Annotated in this window: 12 protein-coding genes; 8 read left to right on the top strand and 4 right to left on the bottom strand. The window is 68.1% G+C overall.

Annotated elements, in window-relative coordinates; all coding sequences use genetic code 11:
• Positions 1 to 71: 71 nt before the first annotated feature.
• The 3 genes from ACPUER_RS07155 to ACPUER_RS07145 all read right to left on the bottom strand — a co-directional run bounded on the left by ACPUER_RS07155 (position 72) and on the right by ACPUER_RS07145 (position 5,087).
• A complete protein-coding gene (locus ACPUER_RS07155) occupies positions 72 to 1,259 on the bottom strand; it encodes a porin (RefSeq protein WP_425130731.1) in 1,188 nt (395 codons plus the stop codon).
• Positions 1,260 to 1,367: 108 nt separating this feature from the next.
• Positions 1,368 to 3,788 (bottom strand): TIM-barrel domain-containing protein, encoded by a 2,421-nt coding sequence (locus tag ACPUER_RS07150; protein ID WP_425130730.1) that lies wholly within the window; start codon positions 3,786 to 3,788, stop codon positions 1,368 to 1,370.
• 27 nt (positions 3,789 to 3,815) lie between these two features.
• Positions 3,816 to 5,087 (bottom strand): MFS transporter, encoded by a 1,272-nt coding sequence (locus tag ACPUER_RS07145; RefSeq protein ID WP_111018237.1) that lies wholly within the window; start codon positions 5,085 to 5,087, stop codon positions 3,816 to 3,818.
• Between the two features lie 470 nt (positions 5,088 to 5,557).
• Between ACPUER_RS07145 and ACPUER_RS07140 the strand changes: the two genes are divergently transcribed.
• From ACPUER_RS07140 to ACPUER_RS07105, 8 genes are all read left to right on the top strand, one after another.
• Positions 5,558 to 6,502, top strand: coding sequence for a MurR/RpiR family transcriptional regulator (locus ACPUER_RS07140; RefSeq protein ID WP_425130729.1), 945 nt, complete (start codon positions 5,558 to 5,560; stop codon positions 6,500 to 6,502).
• Positions 6,499 to 7,497 carry an isoaspartyl peptidase/L-asparaginase family protein gene (locus ACPUER_RS07135; RefSeq protein ID WP_425130728.1) on the top strand — a complete coding sequence of 333 codons (999 nt, stop codon included), beginning with the start codon at positions 6,499 to 6,501 and terminating at the stop codon, positions 7,495 to 7,497. The genes ACPUER_RS07140 and ACPUER_RS07135 overlap by 4 nt, the downstream gene beginning before the upstream one ends.
• Positions 7,498 to 7,522: 25 nt before the next feature.
• Positions 7,523 to 9,409, top strand: coding sequence for a dipeptide ABC transporter ATP-binding protein (locus ACPUER_RS07130; protein WP_425130727.1), 1,887 nt, complete (start codon positions 7,523 to 7,525; stop codon positions 9,407 to 9,409).
• Between the two features lie 129 nt (positions 9,410 to 9,538).
• Positions 9,539 to 11,101, top strand: a complete 1,563-nt coding sequence (gene gsiB / locus ACPUER_RS07125) for a glutathione ABC transporter substrate-binding protein GsiB (RefSeq protein ID WP_310142749.1) — start codon at positions 9,539 to 9,541, stop codon at positions 11,099 to 11,101.
• A 67-nt stretch (positions 11,102 to 11,168) separates the two neighbouring features.
• Complete coding sequence (gsiC, locus tag ACPUER_RS07120) at positions 11,169 to 12,089, top strand: glutathione ABC transporter permease GsiC (RefSeq protein WP_175958924.1); 921 nt, start codon at positions 11,169 to 11,171, stop codon at positions 12,087 to 12,089.
• A gap of 7 nt (positions 12,090 to 12,096) precedes the next feature.
• Positions 12,097 to 12,990: a glutathione ABC transporter permease GsiD gene (gsiD, locus tag ACPUER_RS07115; RefSeq protein ID WP_175958925.1), complete on the top strand. Its 894-nt coding sequence runs from the start codon at positions 12,097 to 12,099 to the stop codon at positions 12,988 to 12,990.
• Entirely contained in the window at positions 12,990 to 14,072 is a 1,083-nt protein-coding gene (locus ACPUER_RS07110; RefSeq protein WP_425130726.1) for a P1 family peptidase, read from the top strand. The genes gsiD and ACPUER_RS07110 overlap by 1 nt, the downstream gene beginning before the upstream one ends.
• A complete protein-coding gene (locus tag ACPUER_RS07105; RefSeq protein WP_425130725.1) occupies positions 14,069 to 14,896 on the top strand; it encodes a M55 family metallopeptidase in 828 nt (275 codons plus the stop codon). Before ACPUER_RS07110 ends, ACPUER_RS07105 begins: the two co-directional genes overlap by 4 nt.
• A gap of 35 nt (positions 14,897 to 14,931) precedes the next feature.
• Here ACPUER_RS07105 and ACPUER_RS07100 read toward each other — a convergent pair whose 3' ends face one another.
• Positions 14,932 to 15,711 carry an alpha/beta fold hydrolase gene (locus ACPUER_RS07100; RefSeq protein WP_425130724.1) on the bottom strand — a complete coding sequence of 260 codons (780 nt, stop codon included), beginning with the start codon at positions 15,709 to 15,711 and terminating at the stop codon, positions 14,932 to 14,934.
• Between the last annotated feature and the right edge of the window lie 131 nt (positions 15,712 to 15,842).

Raw genomic sequence — 15,842 nt, 5'->3', positions numbered from 1 at the left:
GCGCCCGGACGGCGCGCGCCATGCGCATCGTCCGGGGGGGGGCAGCGCGCCGAAGGCGTTGCGGTATGGGTTCAGAACGTGACGGCGATCCCGGCCATGCCGACGAACTGGCCGTGCGTCGTCGACGGCGTGAGCTGCTGCGAATCGCCGACGATCGGCGCCGCATCGATGACGTGGCCGGCGCCTTGCGCGCCGAGCGTCTGCCCGCTCGAATGCGTGTACGCCTGCAGCGCATAGAGCGTCGTGCGCTTCGACAGGCTGTACGACTCCTTCAGCGAATACTGCTGGTAGCGGGCCGCGCTCGCGACGCCGTTCGCCTTCGATGCCAACGTGTATGCGAATGCGCCGGCCACCGAGAACGCCGGCGTGAAGCGGTACGCGGCAAGCGCGCCGTAGGTGTTGAACACGGCCGTGTCGGTGAATGCGGAGCCGTTGCCGGGCAGGTACTTCACGTTCGAATAGTTGATGCCCATCGTCAGGTCGCCGAGCGTGTAGTTGCCTGCCGCCGCGACCTGCTCGACGGCCTTCGCGCTCAGGTAGCCCTGGTTCAGCACGGACACCGCGAAGCTGCCCGACGACGCGGTGGCCGGGTTCAGGAAGCCCGCCGACGAGCCCGAGCTGTTGATGCGCAGGTAGCCGGCCGCGATCCCGATCGGCCCGTTCGCATAGCGCAGCGCGGCACTGAACGTGTTGCCCTTGCCGGTCGCGCCGGCAATGCCGCCGAATGCGTACATCGCGCTCGCGCTCAGCCCGGCGAAGGTCGGCGACGTATAGGTAACCGAGTTGTTCACGCGGATCGTCGTGTCGAGGCCGTCGATGTCGCCCGGATGCGCACCCGTCGCGCCGGTCAACCAGCTGCTCGACGCGTACGGGCCGACGAACAGGAAGTAGGGCGTGTACTGGCGGCCGGCCGTCAGCGTGCCGTAGCGAGCGTTGCGCAGGCCGACAAACGCCTGGCGATTGAATATCGTGCCGGCGGTAGCCTGCGCGCCGTTGTTCAGGTTGAAGCCGGACTGCAGGTCGAAGATCGCGTGCGTGCCGCCGCCGAGATCCTCGTCGCCGCGCAGCCCGAACTTCGACGCATACAGGTTGCCGTCGCGCATGTAGATGTTCGAGTGGCCCTGCTGGTTGTTCACGTACGCGATCGAGTCGTCGACGACGCCGTACAGCGTCACGCTGCTCTGCGCGCGGGCGGCGGTCGTGCCGAGCGATGCGGCGGATAAAATCAGGATTGCATATCGATTGACGGGTGCTTTCATCGTTGATCTCCAGACTCTTTCTTCAAAGGGGGCGGGAGGTTCGGAGACCTCCTCTGTGGCGGGGGCGGGCCGCGCGAACGGCCCGCCCGATCGGTGCGGCGTGCGCGGTCAGTGATCGAACGCGACGACGATGCGGCGCCATGCGCCGTCCTGCGCGTCCTGCTCGACGCGCGCGCCGCGGACGGCGAGCGGGCCTTGCAGCGATGCAGGCAGCAGGATCTCGACGCGGTCGGCCGGGCGGGCCGGGCGGCCGTCCCAGCGGACCGACACGCCGAGCGAGCCCGACGCCTCGCGGCCGGTCTCGATTCGCCACAGTCCGTATTCGCCGTCGCGCCACGCTTCCGTCTCGCCGTCGTCCTCGACGCATTCGCCGTACGCGACGCCGTCCTCGATGCGCGGCGCGACGAGGAAGCCGCGCGTGTCGGCGCGCGCGCCGAAATGCTGTGCCGCGACGTTCAGCGGCAGCACGCGGCCTTCACGCAGCAGCATCACCGGCGTATCGAGCGGCGCGGGCAGCGTCGCGTTCGCGCCGCCGTCGAACGACTGCGCGCTCGCGCAGCACATCCAGCGCGCGCCCGACGGCAGATAGACCGTGCGTTCCGTGCGGCCGGGATCGACGACCGGCGCGACCAGCAGCCCATCGCCGAGCATCATGTCGTCGCACTCGTCGTAGCAGCGCGCATCGCCGGGGAAATCGGCGAAGGTCGGCCGCAGCACGGGCTCATAGCGCGTCGTCGACAGCCACAGCAGGTGATAGAGGTACGGCAGCAGCCGGTAGCGCTGCTTGATCAGCGACGCGACCTGCGCGGCGATCTCCGGATACATCCACGGTTCGTTGACGGTGCCGTCGTCGTTCCACGAATGGATGCTGAAGCGCGGCATGAAGATGCCGAACTGCACCCAGCGCAGCAGGAGCTCGGGCGACGGCGCGGGCCCGGAGAAGCCGCCGATGTCGTGACCGATGTTCGACACGCCCGACAGCGCGAGCCCGAGGCCCATCTTCAGGTTGTAGCGCAGCGTTTCCCACGATGTGTAGTTGTCGCCGGACCAGGTTTGCACATAGCGCTGCATGCCGGCGCCGCCGGAGCGCGACACCAGGAACGGCCGCTGCGCCGGCGCATGCGCGCGCTGCGCGTCGCGCGACGCACGCATCATCAGCATCGTCTGCAGCACCTTCGTCTCGCGCGCGGGGAACGGCTGGCCGAAGCCGTGCGCGATCGCGTCGGGCGACCAGATCTCGTATTCGTTGTTGTCGTTCCAGGTCGACTCGATGCCGTATTCGAGCAGCGCCGACGTGACCTGCTCGCGCCACCAGCGGTACGCGTCCGGCTGCGTGAAGTCGAGATACGCGCCGACCTCGTCCCAGAACTGCACCCATGCAGGCTCGCCGGACGCCGAGCGGATCAGCAGCCCGCGCTTGGCGGCTTCGTCGAATGCGGGATGGTCGCGCAGCAGGCACGGCTTGATGTTCGCGCACAGGCGGATGCCGTGGTCGCGGTAGTGCTTCACGAAACCCTTCGCGTCGGGAAACTTGTCGCGGTTCCAGTTGAACACATAGCGCTTCGCGCCGATCGACGTATAGCCCGACGACAGGTGGAACGAATCGCACAGGATGTCGTGCGCATCGCACTGCTCGACGAACTGGTTCATCTGCTGCTGTGCGTCCGGCGCATCGGTGTAGCTCATCGTCGAGCCCGAATAGCCGAGGCCCCATTTCGGCGTGCGCGCGGGGCGCCCGGTGAGCCACGTGAAGCGCCGCGCGGCCGCGAGCGGCGTATCGGGCGATGCGATGAAGTAGTAGTCGAGGTCGCCGTGCTCGGCGACGAAATAGCGGTACGGGCCGTGATAGTTGTCGAGCTCGCGGCCCATGTCGAACGAGCAGTCCGACAGCGTGTCGTAGAAGAGGCCGAATCCCTGGCACGCAGCGGGCGACCACGTGATGTAGAACGGGATGTGCTTGTACAGCGGGTCGGTGTGCTTCGCGCTGTAGCCCATCGCGTCGATGTTGCGCATCTCGAAGCGCGCGCCCGTGCGGTCGAGGTCGCCCGCGCGTTCGCCGAGGCCGAACACCTTGTCGCCGCGCTCGCGGGCGACGTAGTGATACGCGCGCTCGTCCCACCAGCCGAAGTTGTACGCCTGCGTCGCGCGGTCGGCGAGCGCGACGCGCCATGCGCCGTCCGCGCCGCGCATCGACCACGTGCAATGGCCGCCTTGCCAGCGCACCGCGAGCCGGATCTGCGCGGTTTCGATGCGCAGGCCGTCGTCGTCTTCGGCGAGGCTCCAGGAGGGCAGCGCGAAGCCGTCCAGGTCGAGACGGTCGCGTCCGTCGAGCGGCACGTCGTCGAGGCCCGGCGCGATCGACCACGTGCGCGGATTGCGTGCCGTCGCGTCCGGCAGCACGCGCACACGCACGATGTCGTCCTCGAGCACGAAGATCTCGAGCGTCGCGCCCGCGTCGGACGCGAGCAGCAGGCGGTTCGCGTGCCGGGCGGCGATCCGGAACACGGGCGGATGAAGAAGCGAAGTCATGAATGCGATTCCTGGTGAGAGCGAATGTCAGGCGTGCCGTGCGAGCAGGCGTTCCTGCTTCGACTGCCCGCGGATCAGCACCGCGAGCAGCGTGACGCCGATGATGTCGAACAGCCCGAGGCACGCGAACAGCGGCGCATAGCCTATCTTGTCGGCGAGCGCGCCGACCAGCAGCGAGAAGCCGAGCCCGCCGATCCACGCGGCCATCCCGGCGAAGCCGCTCGCGGTGCCGACTTCCTCGGAATCGAACACGTCGGCCGACAGCGTGTTGACGAGCGCGGAGATCATCTGGTGCGCGAAGCCGCCGACGCAGAACAGCGCGATGGCCGTATACGGCGACGATACAAGACCGATCATCGCGGGCCCGAGCATCAGCACCGCGCCGAGCGCGACGCCGGCGACGCGCGACCACACGAGCGGCAGCTTGAAGCGGTTGGCGAGATACGGCGACAGGTAGCCGCCCGCGATGCCGCCGGCGTCGGCCGCGAGAAACGGCATCCACGCGAAGATCGCGATCTGCGTGAGCGGCATGTGGCGCTCGGTCGCGAGGTACAGCGGAATCCAGAAGCTGAAGGTCTGCCACGCGGGTTCGGCGAAGAAGCGCGGCAGCGCGATGGCCCAGAAGCGCCGCGCGGTGACGACGTCGCGGATGCGGCGCTTCGACACCGGCGGCATCGTGGCCTGGCCGTCGCGGATCAGCGCGCGCTCCTGCGGCGTGATGCGCGGATGATCGGCGGGCGACCGGTACTGCGTGTACCAGAGCGCGGCCCACACGAAGCCGAGCGCGCCGGTGACCATGAACGCCGATTGCCAGCCGAACCGCATCGAGATGAACACGACGAGCGGCGGCGCGATCGCGGCGCCGAGCGACGTGCCCGCGTTGAAGTAGCCGACCGCGACGGATTTCTCGCGATCGGGAAACCATTCGGCGACGGCCTTCATCCCCGACGGAATCGCGGCGGCCTCGAACAGTCCGAGAAAGCCGCGCAGGATGCCGAGCGACAGCCAGCCCGACGCGAAGCCGTGCGCGACGCCGACCACCGACCACAGCATCGCGAACAGCGCGAACCCGAGCCGCAGCCCGATCAGGTCGACGATGAACCCGCACACGGGCTGCATGATCGTGTAGCCGATCTGGAACGCGCCGACGATGTACGAATACTGCTGCGTCGAGATCGCGAATACCTGCTTCAGCTCGGGGGCGAGCACCGCGAGGGAGTTCCGTGCGAGGTAGTTGAGGATCGTGCCGAGACATACGAGCACGATGATCCACCAGCGCAACGCCTTGACTGTTTTCACTGCTGTCTCCTGTTGGGCAGGACGGGCAATGCGGCACCTGCCTGATCCATGCAAGCCGTCCGGTCGGGAAGGCTTTTTTTCAGCTTATTTGTACGATGTCCGATCTTGATGGGTGCCGATTTTGCCGGTTTTCATCGAAATGACGCTGTTCGAGCGAACATTTCGTCGTCTCTGGATACGGATGTTATCTGACGACTGATCATTTTCGAACATCCTATGTTCGAATGCGAATCCGGTCAACGGGAAATTGCATTCGAATGAACTTGCTCGGGGTTTTCCCGATGAGAAGGGGGGCGGCGTGAGAGGGAGAGCATGGCGGTTGCGTGCCAAAGCCCGTGCGGCGGGGCTGTGCGATGGTCTGGCGATCGGCGGGCGCAGGACGGGGCGTGACAACTCCGATGAAAATTTATTTTTTTCTTGGCTGCGGATTGTGTAAATTGATTTTCACCTTCCTTGCAACAACCATTCGCATGACGCCTCTCGTTTCGCACGACGCCAGTCACGACGAACCCGCGATCGCCGAGCGGATCGCGTCGGCGATGCCGTTGATGACGCCGATCCACCGGCGCATGGGCGAATTCGTGCTCGCGAATCCGTTTCGCGCGGCGACGATGCGGATCGACGAACTCGCACAGGCCGTGAATGCGTCGATCGCGACCGCGAACCGCTTCGCGAAGGCGCTCGGCTTCGACGGCTATCCGGCGATGCGCGCGGCACTCGTGCGCGGCTTCGAAGCGACGCTCGGGCCGGTCGAGCGGTTGCGCTCGGCGCAGGAGCAGGAGTCCGGCGTGCGCGGCGCGGCATGGATCGACGCGGTGTTCGACCAGGCCGCCGCGAACATCGAGAACACGCGCGCGCAACTGGACGCGGCCGATGTCGAGGCTGCGGTCGAGGCGATCGTCGGCGCGCGGCGGGTGCTGATCCTGGGTGCCGGTTCGAGCGCGTTTCTCGCCGGGCTGATGGAGCACGGGCTGTCCGTGTGTCACGACAGCGTGCAGTCGCTCGCGCTGCTCGGCGGCCCGTCGCACGCGGCGCGGCGCCTGTATACGGCCGACTCGCGCGATCTCGTGATCGCGCTCGCGTTTCCGCGCTACGTGAAGGACACGATCGAGCTGGCGCGCCGCGCTGCGGCGCGCGGCGCGCGCGTGCTCGGCATCTCCGACGGCCCGGAATCGCCGCTCGCGCCGATCGCGTCGCTGAACCTGTACGTCAAGGCCGAACGGCGCTTCGCGGCCACGTCGGAAGCGGCCGTGCTCACGATGATCGAGGCGCTGATCGACGCGGTCGCGCTGCGCACGCACCGGTCCGCGAAGTCCGCCGCCGAGATGACCGAATTCCTGCTGCCGTGGCTCGTGCAGCCGCAAGCGGCGCTGTCGGCCGCCAACCCTTCTTCCCCCCGTCCGAAAAAATCATGACTTCTCCCGCGATCGTCGCGATTCACGGTGGCGCAGGCACGATCCTGCGCGATGCGATGGATACCGAAACCGAACGCCGGTACCGCGCCGAACTGACCGCGATCCTGCAGGCCGCGCAGCAGGTGCTGGCCGACGGCGGCAGCGCGCTCGACGCCGTCACCGTCGCGGTGCGGATGCTCGAGGACTGCCCGCTGTTCAACGCCGGACGCGGCGCCGTGTATACGGCCGAAGGCAAGCACGAGCTCGACGCGGCGGTCATGGACGGCGCGACGCTCGGCGCCGGCGCGATCTGCTGCGCGACGCGCGTGCGCAATCCCGTGCTGGCCGCGCGGCGCGTGATGGAGGCGAGCGAACATGTGTTGTTCGCCGGCGCGGGCGCCGATGCGTTCGCGGCCGCGCAGGGGCTCGAACTCGCGGAACCCGGCTATTTCGACACCGAAGCGCGGCATGCGCAGTGGCTCAAGGCGCGCGCGGCGGCCGGCGTGATGCTCGATCACGACGCGGCGACGTTCGCGTTCGGCAAATCGCAATCGCAGCCGCAGCCGGCCGAACCGCTCGATCCGGACCGCAAGCACGGCACGGTCGGCGCGGTCGCGTGCGACCTGCACGGCCACATCGCGGCGGCGACGTCGACGGGCGGCATCACGAACAAGCAGCCGGGGCGTGTCGGCGATTCGCCGATCATCGGCGCGGGCTGCTATGCGGACGACGCAACCTGCGCCGTGTCGTCGACGGGCACCGGCGAGACGTTCATCCGGCTCGCGACCGCGCACGACGTTGCCGCGCAGATCGCGTATCGCGGCGCGTCGCTGGCCGACGCCGCGCACGACGTCGTGATGAACAAGCTGCCGCGCCTGGCGGGCCGCGGCGGGATCATCGCGGTCGACGCGCACGGCAACGTCGCGATGCCGTTCAACACCGAAGGGATGTACCGCGGCTACGCGCGCGTCGGCGAAGCGCCTGTCGTCGGCATCTACCGCGACGACGCAGCCTGATTCCGGATCGCACGAGGAGAGACGCATGACTTCGAGCCGTAACCCGTCCGGCCTGGTGCTGCCCGAGCAGCGCGTGGTTGCCGTGGACGACCTGTCGGTCACGTTCCGCCGCGAAAGCGCGACGTTCGACGCGGTGCGCAACGTGTCGTTTCACGTCGATCGCGGCGAGACGCTCGCGATCGTCGGCGAATCGGGTTCCGGCAAGTCGGTCACGTCGCTCGCGCTGATGCGGCTCGTCGAGCACGGCGGCGGCGAGATCACGAGCGGGCGCATCGCGTTCCGGCGCCGCGGCGGCGCGCTGGTCGATCTGGCGCAGGCGAGCGCCGCGACGATGCGCGGCATCCGCGGCTCGGACATCGCGATGATCTTCCAGGAGCCGATGACGTCGCTGAACCCGGTGTTTACGGTCGGCGACCAGATCAGCGAAGCGATCGCGCTGCACCAGTCGAAGAGCGCGGCCGAAGCGCGCGCGGAAGCGCTGCGGCTGCTCGATCTCGTGCGCATCCCGGAAGCGCGCCGGGTGTTCGTGCGTTATCCGCACCAGTTGTCGGGCGGGATGCGGCAGCGCGTGATGATCGCGATGGCGCTGTCGTGCCGGCCCGCGCTGCTGATCGCCGACGAGCCGACGACCGCGCTCGACGTGACGATCCAGGCGCAGATCCTGCAACTGATTCGCGGGCTGCAGGACGAGATGAACATGGGCGTGATCTTCATCACGCACGACATGGGCGTGGTGGCCGAAGTGGCCGACCGCGTGCTCGTGATGTATCGCGGCGAGAAGGTCGAGGAGGGCGAATCGGAGCGCATCTTCGCGACGCCCGCGCACCGCTACACGCGTGCGCTGCTCGCGGCCGTGCCGCGGCTCGGCTCGATGCAGGGCACCGACATACCCGAGAAATTCCCGCTGCTGAAGGTGGACGGCACAAGCGCCGCGCCTGCGGCGAACGACGATGCGCAGCCGCCCGTCGATCCGGCTTCGACGCCGATCCTGCGCGTACGCGATCTCGTCACGCGCTTTCCGGTGAAGAGCGGCGTGTTCGGCCGCGTGTCGCAGTACGTGCATGCGGTCGAGCGCGTGAGCTTCGAGCTGCGCGCGGGCGAGACGCTCGCGCTGGTCGGCGAGTCGGGCTGCGGCAAGTCGACCACCGGCCGTTCGCTGCTGCGCCTCGTCGAATCGCAGAGCGGCTCGATCGAATTCGACGGCCGTGACATCAGCGCGCTGAAGGGCCCGGACCTGCAGGCGCTGCGCCGGAACATCCAGTTCATCTTCCAGGATCCGTTCGCGTCGCTGAACCCGCGCCTCACGGTCGGTTTCTCGATCATGGAGCCGCTGCTCGTGCACGGCGTCGCGAGCGGCCGCGAAGCGCAGGCGCGCGTCGACTGGCTGCTCGACAAGGTCGGCCTGCCGCCCGAGGCCGCGCGTCGTTATCCGCACGAGTTCTCGGGCGGCCAGCGCCAGCGGATCGCGATCGCGCGTGCGCTCGCGCTGAACCCGAAGGTCGTGATCGCCGACGAATCGGTGTCGGCGCTCGACGTGTCGGTGCAGGCGCAGATCGTCAACCTGATGCTCGACCTGCAGCGCGAGCTCGGCGTCGCATACCTGTTCATCTCGCACGACATGGCCGTCGTCGAGCGCGTCAGCCATCGCGTCGCGGTGATGTATCTCGGCCAGATCGTCGAGATCGGCCCGCGCCGCGCGGTGTTCGAAGCGCCGCAGCATCCGTACACGAAGAAGCTGATGAGCGCGGTGCCCGTGGCCGACCCCGCGCGCCGGCACGCGCCGCGCCAGCTCGCGGCGGACGAAATTCCGAGCCCGATCCGCGCGGTGGGCGACGAGCCGGTGGTTGTGCCGCTCGTCGCGGTCGGTCCCGATCATTACGTCGCGACGCATCGCGTCGGCGGCGCGTACTGAACGCGCGGCAGGTTGCATATGGACCGCAGCTGCGCACGAGCAAGGCAACGGCGTCTTTTTCCCGAGCGGGTGCAGTCACGCCGCGATTTCCACCACGCGTTACCGAATCATCCACAGGAGCCAAACAAGATGAACAAGCCGCATTCGTTCCCGATGTTCCGTCCGCGCGCGCTGATCGTCGCGGGCGCCAGCGCGTTCGCGCTGTCGGCCGCGCTGCCCGCATTCGCGCAGCAAACCGCGGTGATCGCGGTCGGCGAGACGTTCACGACGATGGATCCGTACGATTCGAACGACACGGTGTCGCAGGCCGCTGCGAAGTCGTTCTACGAGGGATTGTTCGGCTTCGACAAGGACATGAAGCTCGTCAACGTGCTCGCGACGAGTTATACGGCGTCGCCGGACGCGAAGGTCTATACCGTCAAGCTGCGCCAGGGCGTGAAGTTCCAGGACGGCACCGATTTCAACGCGGAGGCCGTGAAGGTGGTGTTCGACCGCGTGACCGATCCGGCGAACAAGCTCAAGCGCTACAACCTGTTCCGCGTGATCGAGAAGACCGAGGTCGTCGATCCCTATACGGTGCGGTTCACGCTGCGCGAGCCGTTCTCGGCGTTCGTCAACACGCTCGCGCATCCGTCCGCGGTGATGATCTCGCCGACGGCGCTGAAGAAATGGGGCCGCGAGATCGGCCTGCATCCGGTCGGCACCGGGCCCTTCGAGTTCGTCGAGTGGAAGCAGACCGACGACATGAAGGTGAAGAAATACGCCGGCTACTGGAAGAAGGGCTACCCGAAGATCGACATGATCGACTGGAAGCCCGTGATCGACAACAACACGCGCGCGGCGCTGATGAAGGCCGGCCAGGCGGACCTCGCGTTCCGGATTCCGTACGAGCAGGTCGCCGACCTGAGGGCCAATCCGAAGCTCGACGTGGTCGAGCGGCCGTCGATCGTCGTGCGCTACATCTCGCTGAACACGCTGCAGAAGCCGTTCGATAATCCGAAGGTGCGCCAGGCGCTCAACTACGCGATCAACAAGGATGCGCTCGCGAAGGTCGCGTTCTCGGGCTTCGCGACGCCGGCGCCGGGCGTCGTACCGCCGGGCGTCGAGTATGCGACGAAGACCGGACCCTGGCCGTACGACCCGGCGAAGGCGCGCACGCTGCTGAAGGAGGCCGGCTATCCGAACGGCTTCGAATCGACGCTCTGGTCCGGCTACAACAACACGACGTCGCAGAAGGTGATCCAGTTCGTTCAGCAGCAGCTCGCGCAGGTCGGCGTGAAGGTGCAGGTGCAGGCGCTCGAATCGGGCGAACGGGTCGCGAAGGTCGAGAGCGCGCAGGACCCGGCGAGCGCACCGGTGCGGATGTTCTACATCGGCTGGTCGTCGTCGACCGGCGAGGCGAACTGGGCGCTGACGCCGCTGCTCGCGTCCGCGTCGAAGCCGCCGAAGCTGTTCAATACCGCGTACTACCAGAACGGCATCTTCGACGACGCGCTGGAGAAGGCGCTGGCAACCACCGACCGCGCGAAGAAGGCCGAGTACTACGCCACCGCGCAGAAGCAGATCTGGGCCGATGCGCCGTGGATCTTCCTCGTGCAGGAGAAGATCGTCTACGCGCGCAGCAAGCGCCTGCAGGGCATGTACGTGATGCCGGACGGTTCGTTCAACTTCGACGAAATCTCGCTGAAATAAGCGCGTTCGCGCGCGTCACGGCGCGCCGGCTCCGCGATGCCGGCGCGCCGCACTGGTTCGGTGCCCTATGCTGAATTTCATCATCAAACGCCTGTTCGGTCTGCTGCCCACGCTCGCGATCGTCGCGGTGCTGGTGTTCCTGTTCGTGCACCTGCTGCCGGGCGATCCCGCGCGGCTCGCGGCCGGCGCCGAAGCCGACGAAGCGACGGTCGCGCTCGTGCGCGCCGATCTCGGGCTCGACAAACCGATGCCAACCCAGTTCGCGAACTTCTTCGTGAAGATCGCGCACGGCGACTTCGGTGTGTCAACGCGCAGCAAGCGGCCGGTATCGACCGAGATCGGCGAGCGCTTCATGCCGACGCTGCTGCTGACGCTCGTCAGCATGGCGTGGGCGACGCTGTTCGGGATGGCGATCGGGATCGCGTCGGCGGTGTGGCGCAATCGCTGGCCCGACCGCATCGGCATGACGATCGCGGTGTCGGGCATCTCGTTTCCCGCGTTCGCGCTCGGCATGCTGCTGATGGAGATCTTCTCGGTGAAGCTCGGCTGGCTGCCGGTCGTGCCGGACGGCACGTGGAAGAGCTACGTGCTGCCGTCGCTGACGCTCGGCGCCGCGGTCGCGGCCGTGATGGCACGCTTCACGCGCGCGTCGTTCGTCGAGGTGCTCAACGAGGATTTCGTGCGCACCGCGCGCGCGAAGGGCGTGCACGAGCCGATGGTCGTGCTCAAGCACTGCCTGCGCAACGCGATGATCCCGGTCGTCACGATGATGGGGCTGCAGTTCGGCTTCCTGCTCGGCGGCTCGATCGTCGTCGAGGCCGTGTTCAACTGGCCTGGGCTCGGGCGGCTGCTCGTCGATTCGGTGACGATGCGCGACTACCCGGTGATCCAGGCGATCGTGCTGCTGTTCTCGCTCGAATTCATTCTGATCAACCTGACCGTCGACGTGCTGTACGCGGTCATCAACCCGACCATCCGGTTCAAGTGAGGCGCACATGAACGCGACTGTCCAGACCGCGGCGCCGGCCGCATCGACCGCGATTCGCACGCCGTGGCGCGAATTCTGGCGCAAGTTCCGCAAGCAGACCGTCGCGCTCGTCGCGGGCGGCTTCGTGCTGGCGCTCGTCGTGCTGGCATTCGTCGGTCCGCACATCGTGCCGTTCGATCCGGAGAACTACTTCGACTACGACGCGCTGAACGCGGGGCCGTCGGCCGTGCACTGGTTCGGCGTCGATTCGCTCGGCCGCGACATCTTCAGCCGGATCGTCACCGGCACGCGCATCTCGCTCGCGGCCGGTTTCTTCTCGGTCGCGCTCGGCGCGCTGATCGGCACGGTCTTCGGGCTGCTCGCCGGCTACTACGAAGGCTGGTGGGATCGCATCACGATGCGCATCGCCGACGTGCTGTTCGCGTTCCCGGGCATCCTGCTCGCGATCGGCGTGGTCGCGATCCTCGGCAACGGGATGATCAACGTGATCTGCGCGGTCGCGATCTTCAGCATTCCGGCGTTCGCGCGCCTCGTGCGCGGCAACACGCTGATGCTCAAGCACATGACCTACGTCGAAGCCGCGCGCAGCATCGGCGCGTCGGACCGGACGATCATCATGCGGCACATCCTGCCGGGCACCGTGTCGTCGGTCGTCGTCTACTTCACGATGCGGATCGGCACGTCGATCATCACGGCCGCGAGCCTGTCGTTCCTCGGGCTCGGCGCGCAGCCGCCGACGCCGGAGTGGGGCGCGATGCTCAACGAGGCGCGCGCGGACATGGTGACGGCGCCGCACGTCGCGATCTTCCCCAGCCTCGCGATCTTCCTGACCGTGCTCGCGTTCAACCTGCTCGGCGACGGGCTGCGCGACGCGCTCGATCCGAAGCTGGAGCGCCGCTGATGCGTGCTGCACCGATGTGGGCCGCGACGCTGCCGGCCGGGCCGCGCGGCACGATCGCCGACGTGCCGGGCGTGACGGTCGGCCATTGCACGCTCGATGCCGGCAACGTGCAGACCGGCGTGACCGTCGTCAAGCCGCATCAGGGCGACGTGTACCGCAGCAAGGTGCCGGCCGGCGCGGCCGTGATCAACGGCTTCGGCAAGAGCGTCGGGCTCGTGCAGGTCGACGAGCTCGGCACGCTCGATACGCCGATCGCGCTGACCAACACGTTCGGCGTCGGCGCGGTCGCGCAGGCGCAGATCCGCGCGGCGATCGCCGCGAATCCGCAGATTGGCCGCGACTGGTCGACCGTCAACCCGCTCGTGTTCGAGTGCAACGACGGTTATCTGAACGATATCCAGGCGTTCGCGGTCACGGCCGCGCATTACGACGACGCATGCCGCGCCGCGTCGCGCGACGTCGCACGCGGCGCGGTGGGCGCCGGGCGCGGGATGTCGTGTTTCGACCTGAAGGGCGGGATCGGTTCGGCGTCGCGCGTCGTCGTCGCGGCCGGCCGGCCCTATACGGTCGGCGCGCTCGTGCTCGCGAATTTCGGCAGGCTGCCGATGCTGACGCTCGGCGGCGTGCCGCTCGGGCGCATCGTCGCGCAACGGCGTGCGGCCGGGGCCGCGCACGCGGCGCCGCCCGAGCAGGGTTCGATCATCCTGTTGCTCGCGACCGATGCGCCGCTCGACGCGCGGCAACTGTCGCGGCTTGCACGCCGCGCGGCCGCGGGGCTGGCCCGCACGGGTTCCGTCTACGGGCATGGCAGCGGCGACATCGCGCTCGCATTCTCGACCGCGTACACGATCGCGCACGACGCGTCGACCATCGCGCTGCCGGCCCTCGTGGCCGATGCGGCGCTCGACCCGCTGTTCATGGCCGCGGCCGAAAGCGTCGAGCACGCGATCGCCGACGCATTGCTGCAGGCCGTGACGGTCGCCGGGCGCGACGGCCACGTGCGGCAATCGCTGCGCGATGCGGTGCCCGATCTCGATCATCTGTTCAACGAACGCAACGAAGAGCGTCTTACCCAGTCATGAAGATCCTGATCTCGACCGACATCGAGGGCGTCGCCGGCGTATTCGCCACCGAGCAGACGCGCGCCGGCAATCCGGAATACGAGCGCGCGCGCCGCTGGATGACCGCCGAGGCGAACGCCGCGATCGAAGGCGCGTTCGCGGGCGGCGCGCAGGCCGTCTGGGTCAACGATTCGCATGGCGGCTTTCGCAACCTGCTGCCCGACGGGCTCGATGCACGCTCACGCGTCGTGCTCGGCAAGCCGCGCACGCTCGGGATGATGGCGGGCCTCGAGCAGCGGCCGGACCTCGTGTTCATGATCGGCTATCACGCGAAATCGCAGACGCGCGGCGTGCTCGCGCACACGATCAACGGTTTCGCGTTCACGCAGGTGTGGCTGAACGGCGTCGAGCTCGGCGAAGCCGGGCTGTACGGCGCGCTGGCGCGCGAATATGGCGCGCACGTCGCACTGGCAACCGGCGACGACGTGTTCGCCGAGGAAACGCAGCCGCTGTTTCCGGACGCACGTTTCGAGACGGTCAAGACGGCCGGCGGCGCATCGAGCGGCGACACGCTCACGCCTGCCGCGTCGTGTGCGCGAATCGCGACCGCCGCGCGCGAAAGGGGCGCGCCCGCGGTGGGGGGGGGCGGGCGCGCCGGCGCGCATCGGCCCGCGCCGACCGCTTGCACGCTGCGCGTGCAGACGGCCGCGCTTGCCGACCTGTTCTGCGTGCTGCCGTCGCTCGAGCGCGTCGATGCGGTGACGCTGCGCTTCGACGGGCCGTCGGTCGAGCACGTGGTGCGCACGCTGAACAGCCTGTCGGCGATGTCGTTCATGCTGCGGTGATGCGCGCCGCAACGATGCCGCTTGCGTGCGGCATGTCATGCTCGACCGGCCGGGGTTGCTGTTGTGCCGAGCAGGAACGCCTCCATCGCCGCGACCAGCGCGAGCGGCGTCTCGTTCATCGGATAGTGGCCCGCGTTGCGCAGCACGTCGACGGTGGCGCGCGGATAACGCCGCAGGTAGGTGCGCGCCATCAGCGCCGCGTCGAACGCCGGATCGTGCTCGCCGATCAGCACTTTCACCGGATGCACGCCCGCGATCCCGTCGCTGAAATCCGTATCGGCCCACGCGCGGAAGTACGCGCCGAACGCGTGCGGCGACGAACAGGCTGCCGAATACGCGGCTTTCCACTCGACCCAGGCGGCGGGTAGCCGGCAGCCCGTGCTGCGATCGATGATGGTCCTGCGATCGGCAAGATTGTCGGCGGCGCGCTCGAATAGCGCGCGCCGCTCGGCGTCGAACGGCAGGCCGCCGCACGGCACGGGCGCGATCGGCACCAGCGCGCGCACGCGGTCGGGCGCGACGGCGGCGATCTTCTCGATCGCCATGCCGCCCATCGAATGGCCGACGAGGCTGAAGGTCGGGAAGCCGAGCGCGTCGGCGAGCGCGAGGGCATCGGCGGCAATCTCGTCGATCGTGTAGTCGCCGCGTGCGTCGCGCATGCGGCCGTAGCCGCGGTAGTCCATGAACGCATAACTGAAGCGCTCGCGCGACAGCCACGCTTCGACGGGTTCGAACGCGCGGGCGTCGCCGAACCAGCCGTGCAGCACGAGAACAGGGTGGGGGCCGTCCCCCACGCGATGAAACGTATTCGGCATCTCCGCTCCAATGAAGTTGCAATCCGGCCGATCAGGCCGACGGGTCTTGCGGCCGTCAGGTCGCGCAAGCGTGGAGCGGATCGTAGATCGATCGAAGGAGACCCGCCTTCGATATCGGGTCATTGATGATG

Source organism: Burkholderia sp. DN3021 (genome assembly GCF_049805555.1).
In the GTDB taxonomy this organism is placed as follows: domain Bacteria; phylum Pseudomonadota; class Gammaproteobacteria; order Burkholderiales; family Burkholderiaceae; genus Burkholderia; species Burkholderia pyrrocinia_C.
The sequence above is the reverse complement of the archived record's forward strand: the minus strand, read 5'-3'. Positions and strand labels throughout refer to the sequence as shown.